The 8,975-nt window shown below is 57.8% G+C and carries 9 protein-coding genes; 3 read left to right on the top strand and 6 right to left on the bottom strand.

Annotated elements, in window-relative coordinates:
• Window positions 1-352: 352 nt before the first annotated feature.
• The 3 genes from NW843_RS11925 to NW843_RS11935 all read right to left on the bottom strand — a co-directional run bounded on the left by NW843_RS11925 (window position 353) and on the right by NW843_RS11935 (window position 2,856).
• Complete coding sequence (locus NW843_RS11925; RefSeq protein WP_414332184.1) at window positions 353-571, bottom strand: hypothetical protein; 219 nt, start codon at window positions 569-571, stop codon at window positions 353-355.
• Window positions 572-769: 198 nt separating this feature from the next.
• On the bottom strand, window positions 770-1,375 hold the full coding sequence (gene cbiT / locus NW843_RS11930) for a precorrin-6Y C5,15-methyltransferase subunit CbiT (RefSeq protein WP_414332185.1): 606 nt from the start codon (window positions 1,373-1,375) through the stop codon (window positions 770-772).
• 353 nt (window positions 1,376-1,728) lie between these two features.
• Window positions 1,729-2,856, bottom strand: coding sequence for a hypothetical protein (locus tag NW843_RS11935; protein ID WP_414523046.1), 1,128 nt, complete (start codon window positions 2,854-2,856; stop codon window positions 1,729-1,731).
• Between the two features lie 158 nt (window positions 2,857-3,014).
• Here NW843_RS11935 and NW843_RS11940 point away from each other — a divergent pair, with 158 nt between their 5' ends.
• Together NW843_RS11940 and murI are read left to right on the top strand one after the other, a co-directional pair.
• Complete coding sequence (locus NW843_RS11940; RefSeq protein ID WP_414380518.1) at window positions 3,015-4,871, top strand: N-acetylmuramoyl-L-alanine amidase; 1,857 nt, start codon at window positions 3,015-3,017, stop codon at window positions 4,869-4,871.
• Window positions 4,872-5,039: 168 nt separating this feature from the next.
• A complete protein-coding gene (gene murI, locus NW843_RS11945; RefSeq protein ID WP_414416954.1) occupies window positions 5,040-5,918 on the top strand; it encodes a glutamate racemase in 879 nt (292 codons plus the stop codon).
• Window positions 5,919-5,954: 36 nt separating this feature from the next.
• Here the strand turns inward: murI and NW843_RS11950 are convergent, their stop codons facing one another.
• Window positions 5,955-6,551: a hypothetical protein gene (locus NW843_RS11950; protein WP_414350535.1), complete on the bottom strand. Its 597-nt coding sequence runs from the start codon at window positions 6,549-6,551 to the stop codon at window positions 5,955-5,957.
• Window positions 6,552-6,937: 386 nt separating this feature from the next.
• On the opposite strand from NW843_RS11950, the gene fba reads away from it, so the two are divergent.
• The gene (fba, locus tag NW843_RS11955; RefSeq protein ID WP_011432022.1) at window positions 6,938-8,017 is read left to right on the top strand and encodes a class II fructose-bisphosphate aldolase; all 1,080 of its coding nucleotides are present in this window, start codon (window positions 6,938-6,940) and stop codon (window positions 8,015-8,017) included.
• 153 nt (window positions 8,018-8,170) lie between these two features.
• Here the strand turns inward: fba and NW843_RS11960 are convergent, their stop codons facing one another.
• Entirely contained in the window at window positions 8,171-8,398 is a 228-nt protein-coding gene (locus NW843_RS11960; RefSeq protein ID WP_011432021.1) for a hypothetical protein, read from the bottom strand.
• A gap of 40 nt (window positions 8,399-8,438) precedes the next feature.
• Window positions 8,439-8,645 (bottom strand): hypothetical protein, encoded by a 207-nt coding sequence (locus NW843_RS11965; protein ID WP_011432020.1) that lies wholly within the window; start codon window positions 8,643-8,645, stop codon window positions 8,439-8,441.
• Window positions 8,646-8,975: the final 330 nt, after the last annotated feature.

Below are 8,975 nucleotides of genomic sequence, written 5' to 3' on the forward strand. Positions count from 1 at the left end.
CGACCCTGTCGCTAACCATGTTGGTGTAGAAATTAACATGGATCTCTGCGTGGAGGTTGCTGGGGAGCTGCTCCTGAGACGCTGAAGCAGAGGGCCAATGGGGCGAAAAAAGGACTCCGTCCCGCTGGCGCGAAAGGCCTCCGGCCCGCTGGCGCGATGAGAGGCTAGGGAGCAACGACATAACGATCCTGCGAGAGGCGCTCGTTGCCTCCCCACCTTGCTGGTTTGCTCTGGCTGCAGACAGATGTGAAGACTGGGCTTGGGACCCAATTTTTGGGTAAAACTCCCTAGGTAAAAATTACTACAAACCACCACAAGAGCTGGGATCCCCCTCTGGAAAGCTTGGGAAACCCTAAATTCCTGGGGACTTGCTGGGTGGGCTTTCTTCGGTTACCGCTTGCCTACGGCGATCGCCAATGCCGCAGTCACCGCAGCATTCCGGTCGCTTGAAGTCGTCCCAATGGATGCAAGCCCGGCAGCCTTTCAGCATTTCTGGCCAGCGCTCTCGAATCAACAGTTGCCGCAGCCTGACTTCCCGTGATTCCTGAAAGGGGTTTTGGAATTGAACCATAGCTTTTGGGTTTCCCAGCTCTCTTAATCTGGTATAAAAGCAGATTTGAGTTTGGGATCGAGAAACATCAGTATAGCTTAAGGTTTGTGGTGGCCCAATCTTTTTTGCCAGTTTAAGACATTCGAGACAGACCAATCTGCTTTTATTCATCACCTTGGGAAAAGATCTACCAAAAAATGTAAACAGGTCATATAAAACTTAACTCATTTTTTCTCCGCTTAAAACAAAGGTGGGATCCAATGCCAGCAGCATTTGAGTCCGACCGCGGTGTTCCAGGCGGTTCACCGCCGATTGAATCACCTCCACATGATGAGCCCGCACAGCGGCCAGGCCGGCAGAAAGGCCGTAGAGCCCATCCAAAGAGTTGGTCGTCGCCACGACCCGCCCGTTGGGGCTGAGATGGCTCCAGCAGGCTTCCAAGATCTCGCGTAGGGGGTGGCCTCCCTCAATGCAGATGCGATCCGGCGCTGGAGAAAGGTGTTGCAGACAATCGGGGGCAGTACCTTGAATCACCTGCACGTTGGTGAGGCCAAATTTCTCGCAATTGCTCTCGATTAGGCTGACTACCTCGGCATCTCGCTCGATGGCAATCACGCGAGCTTTGGGGCATAGAACAGCCGCTTCAATGGCAATTGTGCCGGTTCCGGCGCCGATATCCCACAGGCAGTGGTTCTCTCCCAGGCGCAACTGGCTTAGCACCAACACGCGCACCTCACGAGGGCTCATCGGGATCCCTGGGATGCGTTCAAAGGCAGAGTCTGGGATCCCTGGGGTGCGGTAGGGCCAAGAGAAGGCGGCTGACATGGGTAAAGTACCGTTGCAGAGGAAGTTTGTCTATACATATCCCTCAGCATAGAGCGAATGCTCAACAGGCCATCTCCAACCTGATAGGGGTGCCGCTTCTCCCGCCCAATCATTGCCCAGATGGGCACCACAAACGCCCTCTGAGCTCAACGGAGTGGTTGGAGCAATTCCCAACCGGCAAAGCTGCAGTCCAAAACCAAAATGATCCTGCCCCCTTGAGGAATCGAGTTGGACACTAGGGAAGTTCTGGAGATAAGCGGGATCCCTTTTACCCAAGAGCTCATTTTGCGCCGGATGTAGCTGGTGCTGCCGGAAAAAGCTGTGGTTGGGATAATGATCGCTATAGGAGGATCTTAAGAACGTTTCCTTGAACTGGAGCCTATCAAACCATTCATCCAAAGAATAAACCTTGCTCGTAGATACAGCCAAGTCTCATCGTTTGCTCGCAACAGGAATAGGACGTATAGGCTCAATGCGAATAAGACACACAGGTTTCCTAAAAAAGTGTAGGTTTGGATAATTTGATCGGTGCTCCAGCCAAAGTCGTAGTTTAGGCGGTTCATATCCCCCCTGGCATCTCCTTGGCCGCCCAATAAAGTTCCCCAGGGAACCTCGGCCAATCCCAGTCTGATGCTGTGCCATTCCCAAAAGCTTCTCCACAGGCTGCTGCTCGCGATCCCCAGCACGACAAATCGCCAAAAATCCCATCGCCAGCGATCTGGCAAGGGAAAATAAAAGCTGGCCATCAGAAAGGTGCTGAGATAAAATTCTCCTCCAACGCCGCTAAAGACAAACAACATCTCCCAGGTGCGATTGGGCATCAGCCAGGTCATGTAAAACTGCAATAGAGCAAGAAAGATGGCCAGCACCTGCAGCCACCCAATCCGCTCCTTGCGGGCTGACCAGAAGAGTAGAATCAGTAAAAAGAGGATTCCAAAATACACAAAGGGATCCCTCTGCGAGCTAACGCTTGTCCAGCCGATGGGCAGAGGCAAAGCCCGATACCCGCTCCACCAGGCGACGGTGGCATGGCCAAATTCGTGGATCCAAATGTGAAGAGGCAAATGCAACAACTGCAACAAGCCTATGTTGTTCACCATCAGGGCCACCGCAAACGCAGCCGGGTAAGCCCAAGCGTTGACTGCCCAGTTATCGAAGGAAAACCGATCCCAACGCTGCCGGGATCCCAGCTTTAGGCTCTGCCGCCAGAGCAAACGTGAGCCGCGGAAAGCGCAAATTTCCACTTGCTCCAGCCGTGGGATCCGCAGTTGCTTCAGGATCAGAAACAGTTGGGCGGCGGCAACTTGGGGGGAGAGCTGAGGCCGATAAGGGGATCCGATGAGGTGAATGTGCAGGGTCTCGTCGGCAAAGTCTACTCGGGCACACCAGCGACGCCGCAGCAGCTCCATCCGCACAACCTGCACAATTGACTGGGCGTGTCCAGCTCGGGCCAGGGTTAGGAGATCCGGTGGCCTGGGCATCCCAAGATACCTCGTCGGAGAACAAGCAGGAAGAAGAAGGGGCGAGCCTCTACCCATCATCCCCCAGCCCTGCAGGCAAGAGCGGAATTGCGCTCCTTCCCAGGCTGCTCCGAAAGCAGGTTGGTATAGTTGCAGGTGTGGGGAGTGGATGGAAGGTCATGCCCGAATTTGGCAAGCCGGGGTCAAGGCAGATATGGGGGGCGATGCTGCTGTTGAGCTTGGCGGGGGCAGGGCTGTTTCCCCCGGAATCTGTCCAGGCTCAGGCGATTACAGCCCCAGGTTTATCGCGCATTGAGCGTTGGTACTACGACCCCCAGCAAGGGCGGCTGGAAGTTAACACCCAGGGCGAGGTGCGGCCTTTTCTGTTCGTGCTGCAGAATCCGCCTCGGGTTGTGCTGGATTTTCCCAACACCCGCTTTGGACAGGAGCCCCAAACCCAGACTTTTGCGGGCCGTGTCACCTCTCTGCAGATTAGCCAGCTTACGGATACCATTACCCGCTTTGTGCTGTATCTGCAGCCGGATCAGCCTCTCAGCCTCAACCAACTGCAACTGCTCACTGCCGGCCCCTCCCGCTGGGCTGTTCAATTCACCCAGGCCGGATCTCTCTCTTCTTCTCCCCCTTCATCTGCCGGCTTATTGGGAGGTTCCAGGGATCCCTTCCCGCCGTCCCCGCCTTTGCCGACACTGCCTCCCCGACGCCCGGCACCCACCCCATCTCCTCGCTCCGGCCATCAAATTTTAGAGGTATCCCCGCAAGCAGAAGGCTTTTTCATCCGTACCCAAGGCAGCCCCTCCACTACGGTGCGGCGCATCCTCGATCCGGATCGGGTAGTGGTGGATTTTCTCAACACCACCCTCAGCCCTGCCCTCACCCAGCGAGCTTATGTCATCAACCGTCTGGGGGTTTCGCGGCTGCGTATCGGGCAGTTTGAGCCCACCGTTGCTCGGGTAGTGCTGGATGTGGATTCCTCCGGTGGCGATTGGGAAGCCCGCTACGACCCACAGCGAGGTGGGATCTGGATCCAGCCTGCCGGGGGTGCTGCCCAGGCCAGCCTTTTGCCCGAGGTCAGCTCTGTCAACAGCAGTGGGCCGCTGGCGACGTTGCAATCGGTTCAGCTCCAGGGCAACCGGTTGATCATCAGCGCCGATGGATTCATGTTCTACCGGGCCGGCTGGGATCCCGAGAGTGGTGGCTACCGCATCAACGTGGCGCCCGCTCGCCTGCCCCAGTCTATGCCGGATCCCGGCTTGCCGGTTGGAGGGCCGGTGGAGCGGATCCGCTTTGTCCAGGAAGATGCCCGCACGGTCAGCATTCTGGTGCAGCCCGCCGAGGAGTTCAATGTCTTCGAGCCCAACCCCGGCCAGGGATCCCGCCGCATTACCTTGGAGCTGCGACCTCTGAATGCTCCTCCACCAATACCTCAGCCGCAGACGCCCGGCCCTGCCTCCCCTTCCACCCCCCAATCTCTGAACCGGACGGTCATTGCCATCGACCCCGGCCACGGGGGACGGGATCCCGGTGCCATCGGGGTGGATGGGATCCAGGAGAAGGACATCGTGCTCTCCGTTGCCCACCAGGTGCAACGACTGCTGCAGGAGCGGGGGTACGGGGTGGTGATGACCCGCACCGATGACCGGGAAGTGCTGCTGCAACCGCGGGTGGATATGGCCGTTCAGGCCAATGCTGCCCTGCTGGTGAGCATTCATGCCAACGCCCTGGATCGCTCCGGCATTCACGGCATCGAGACCTATTACCTGCGACCCGATAGCGCCGAGCTGGCCGCCATCTTGCACCGCAGCTTGGTCAGGGCCACCGGTGCTGCTGACCGGGGGGTGAGACGAGCCCGCTTTTTTGTGGTGCGGGAAACACCTGTGGGTATGCCCTCCGTGCTGCTGGAGTTGGGATACGTAACCAACCCAACCGAAGGGCGAAAATTGGCCACTGCCGAATATCAGGCTATTTTGGCGCGGGCCATTGCCGATGGCATTGAGACTTTCTTGCGCAGTCGCTAGCCGTTGGCTGAGCTTGTTCATGTCTATCGGATCTCTCAATAACTGATCGAATTGACGATCCAGTTGGCCCAGTTGATCTCAGAGGGAAGGCAGGGAATCTGTCGCCGAGATTCTCGAAAGCAGGGTAGGATACAGCAGCTTAGGCCAAGGTGTTGAGGAGAACGGAGCATGCAGTGGGAGTGGAAATCAGAGCCAGATCCCAGTTGGCCAATTGGGGTGTTTGACAGCGGCTTGGGCGGGCTGACGGTTTGGCGAGCCTTACGCCGCCGGCTCCCCCAGGAACGGCTCATCTACTTCGGCGACACAGCGCGGTTGCCCTATGGGGAACGCTCGCCAGAGGAGATCCTGGCCTTTGTGCGGCAAATTCTGACGTGGATGCAGGCGCAGCCGGTGAAGCTGGTGGTGATGGCCTGCAATACCAGCTCGGCCTTGGCTCTGGACCACGTGCGGCAGGAGTTTGCCCTGCCCATTCTAGGGTTAATCCTACCCGGCGCCCAGGCAGCACTGGCCCAAGGATCCCGCATTGGGGTGCTCGCCACGGTGGCCACGGTCAAGAGTCGCGCTTACTCAAGAGCCATTCAAGAGTACAGCGCTCTGGATCCCAAACGTTTTCCGTACCCCGTTTACTGTTGGGAGCAGGCCTGCCCTGAGTTCGTCCCTCTCATTGAAGCCGGATGGCTGGATAGCCCTGCTCTGCGACAGGCGGCTGAACGCTACCTGCAACCGCTGTTGCAACAGGGGATCGATACTCTTGTCTATGGCTGTACTCACTACCCCCTGCTGGATCCAATCCTGAAGCCTTTGCTGCCGTCCTCGGTCAAACGGGTAGATCCAGGGATGGCGCTGGTGGGATCCCTGGCCCGCGAATTGAGTTTGTGGGACTTGCGTCGCCCCTTGACCGCTGCTTGGGGAGAACCCCACCGTTTCTACGTGAGCGGGGATCCAGAGCGATTTGCCCAGTTGGCCACTCCTTGGTTGGGCTTTCGGCCCCAGGTAGAACGGGTGGAATTGCCGGCTTTGGATGTCAGCAACTCCCTCCGCCCCTGAGCGCCCTTCTCCTCGGGGATAAAGATTGGGGGCCCCTCAACGGGTCATCACCTGCAAGGGGAAACGTTCCGCCAACTCCCCTTCCACCTTGGGTAGCCATTCCTCTTGGAACACCCACACCTGCCCCTGCTGTACACGGCCATCGGGGTTTTGCGTCAGCTCCAGCCAATACACGAATTGGTTTCCCCGCAGCACCACCCCTTGGATGGCAAGGGCCAAGGTATAGCCCGGACTGCTTGCCAGAGCTTCTGGGGACGGGTAGCGAATCACCTCCACCGCCTGATCCAGATCGGCGGCGATCTCCGGCCCATAAACGTCGCGAATGGCTTGAAAGAGGTCTTCTGCCGTCAGTCCTTGGGGGCGAAAGAACGTCATCCGCTCCGAGCGAATCGTCTCCCGATCCAGCGGGTTGATGATCCGTCCTGGCGGAGCCACCGAGGCCAAGAACGTAAAGCGGGATCCATCCGGCTCCACTCGGTTGATGTTCAGGGTTTCGCCCGGACGGGGCCGCAGCACAGGATTGTCCCTCACCCAGGCCGCCACCTGATCCGGAGATTGCCCAGGGATCCCCCAAGCCGCCGACCGAAGGCCCGCCACTGCCCAGCAGGCCATTGCCAAACCGGTTCCTCGCACCCAGCGCAGCCTTTTGCCCCAGCAGGACAGAGCCCTTGTTGGCTTTGCACCCAAGACCGGCCAGCGATTGCAACGCACGTTCCCATTCCTCCGGGCAAACAACACAAAACTGAAAGAGATCAATTGAGGTAAGAGATCAATTAGGCGGGCATGGGCAGAACCATCCTCGATGCAAGCGCCCAACAGTCTTGCCCTTCCCCACTGTATCTGAAGATGTCGGTGCGCCTGTTGCGCCTGAGCGCGAGCATCACGGCCAATAGCTGCAAGGATCCCTCGGCAAGATACGCAGATCCCCGGCGGCTTATCCGCCAAAACGTAAAAAGTATCTTAAGATCAACGGTAAGCAAATCTCATACGCACTAGGTCAGCACCTCAGGAGGTAACCGATGGCTCTCGTTGCAATGCGGACGCTGCTGGATCATGCCGCCGAACATGGCTACGGCATTCCTGCCTTCAACGTCAACAACATGGAGCAGATCCAAGCGATCATGCAGGCAGCCCATGAAACCAACAGCCCCGTTATCCTGCAAGCCTCTCGAGGGGCACGCAAGTATGCGGGCGAGAACTTTCTGCGGCACCTGATCCTGGCGGCAGTGGAGACCTACCCCCACATCCCCGTCGCCATGCACCAAGACCACGGCAATAGCCCGGCTACCTGCTATTCCGCCATCCGCAACGGCTTCACCAGCGTCATGATGGATGGATCCCTCAAGGAAGATGCCAAGACCCCGGCCAGCTACGAGTACAACGTGGCCGTGACCTCCGAGGTGGTGAAAGTGGCTCATGCAATCGGGGTGAGTGTGGAAGGGGAACTGGGCTGCCTGGGATCCCTGGAAACGGGCCGTGGGGAAGCGGAAGATGGCCACGGTGCGGAAGAGGCGCTCAGCCATGACCAACTCCTCACCGACCCCGACCAAGCGGTGGACTTTGTGGAGCGAACTCAGGTGGATGCGCTGGCCGTAGCCATTGGTACCAGCCATGGCGCCTACAAGTTCTCCCGGAAGCCCACTGGTGACATCCTCGACATGGAGCGCATTGCTGAGATCCACCGCCGCCTGCCCAACACTCACCTGGTGATGCACGGTTCCTCCTCGGTGCCCAAGGAGCTGATCGACATCATCAACGAATACGGCGGCTCCATTCCCGAGACTTACGGTGTGCCGCTGGAAGAAATTCAGCGGGGCATCCAAAATGGAGTGCGCAAAGTAAACATCGACACCGACAACCGCCTGGCCATCACAGCTGCCGTGCGCCGCGCTCTGGCCGAGAATCCGAAAGAGTTTGACCCCCGCCACTTCCTCAAGCCTTCCATCAAGGAAATGCAAAAAGTCTGTGCTGAGCGCTACATTGCCTTCGGCTGTGCTGGCCATGGCACCAAAGTTCCGGTGGTTACCTTGGATGAGATGGCAGCCAAGTATGCTTCTGGAGCTTTGGCGGCTCAGGTGAAGAAGACCGTTGCGGTCTAGTCCCCACATCCTGCAAGAACTCTGGAATGCTTGCCGGGGCGCTTCCAGGGTTTTCCTTGGAGATCAGCTAGGTCACTGGACTCAGATTGGACAAATAAGGGGATCCAGCGGGGATCCCCTTTTGCTTTGGAGGAACTTGATGCGTTTTGGGGGTCAGGCAGCTTTTGCCGCAGAACGTTTTTCCGTCTCAATTTGATGGTTCAGCAACGCCAAGCTTAGGCAGTCCAACAGTTCCAGGTCAGCCTCAGAGTAGCGCCGCTGAAAGAGCAGCTCATTGATGCGGTTCTCTTGGCCCAAGCTGAGGAAGCTGCTGCGGAACACCTGCTCCACGATTTCTTGGATGCTGGAGGGCAGAGTAACAGAGTCAAGACTTGTATTCATGGCTGGTTCTGTTTGAGAGATGGTTTTTGAAGGGAGAAGACTATCTTTGCCAAGAGGTGAGGTAGCGCTGCTCGATGTCCTGCAGGGAAAGATGGGAAGCCCTGGGCCGCGGCTCATTCACGGAGGAGACATCGTTCTGCCACTTGAGGGATACTCCCAGCAGTGCTCCCAAAGAGAAGCTCTCGCTCAATAGGGCTGCTATGCGGTAAGTACGGTAGTCCAGGGTTAGATCTTCACTGACTTGCATCTGTGTTTCCTCCGTATTTCTAACGTTCATGCCCCTATCATAGCCTCGAGATCAGTGGAAGTACAGAGAAACATCGAGGATTTGCGTAGGCAATTTGTACGTTTCTTCTACGCGATTTGGCGGATATCGGTGGGATCCCAGGGGTCTTTGGGGCGGGTTCAGGGTTGAGTCAGGGATCCCAGCCCAGCAGAGCACAGATGTCCGCAGCCAGGGTGGCGGCGTTGAAGGGTTTGCCGATGAGGCCATTGGCTCCAAGCTGAGCCAGAGAGGAGGGTGAAACTGGGAAATTGACATCCTCCCCGGCCTGAAGGCCGGAGATTCCTACCACGC

Origin of the sequence: Synechococcus sp. R5-12 (assembly GCF_047502655.1) — a bacterium.
Classification (GTDB): domain Bacteria; phylum Cyanobacteriota; class Cyanobacteriia; order Thermostichales; family Thermostichaceae; genus Thermostichus.

Bases quoted from the DNA above. Each gene is read 5' to 3' on its own strand.
- NW843_RS11925 (WP_414332184.1), bottom strand. From the start codon at position 571: ATGGTTCAATTCCAAAACCCCTTTCAGGAATCACGGGAAGTCAGGCTG.
- cbiT (WP_414332185.1), bottom strand. From the start codon at position 1,375: ATGTCAGCCGCCTTCTCTTGGCCCTACCGCACCCCAGGGATCCCAGAC.
- NW843_RS11935 (WP_414523046.1), bottom strand. From the start codon at position 2,856: ATGCCCAGGCCACCGGATCTCCTAACCCTGGCCCGAGCTGGACACGCC.
- NW843_RS11940 (WP_414380518.1), top strand. From the start codon at position 3,015: ATGCCCGAATTTGGCAAGCCGGGGTCAAGGCAGATATGGGGGGCGATG.
- murI (WP_414416954.1), top strand. From the start codon at position 5,040: ATGCAGTGGGAGTGGAAATCAGAGCCAGATCCCAGTTGGCCAATTGGG.
- fba (WP_011432022.1), top strand. From the start codon at position 6,938: ATGGCTCTCGTTGCAATGCGGACGCTGCTGGATCATGCCGCCGAACAT.
- NW843_RS11960 (WP_011432021.1), bottom strand. From the start codon at position 8,398: ATGAATACAAGTCTTGACTCTGTTACTCTGCCCTCCAGCATCCAAGAA.
- NW843_RS11965 (WP_011432020.1), bottom strand. From the start codon at position 8,645: ATGCAAGTCAGTGAAGATCTAACCCTGGACTACCGTACTTACCGCATA.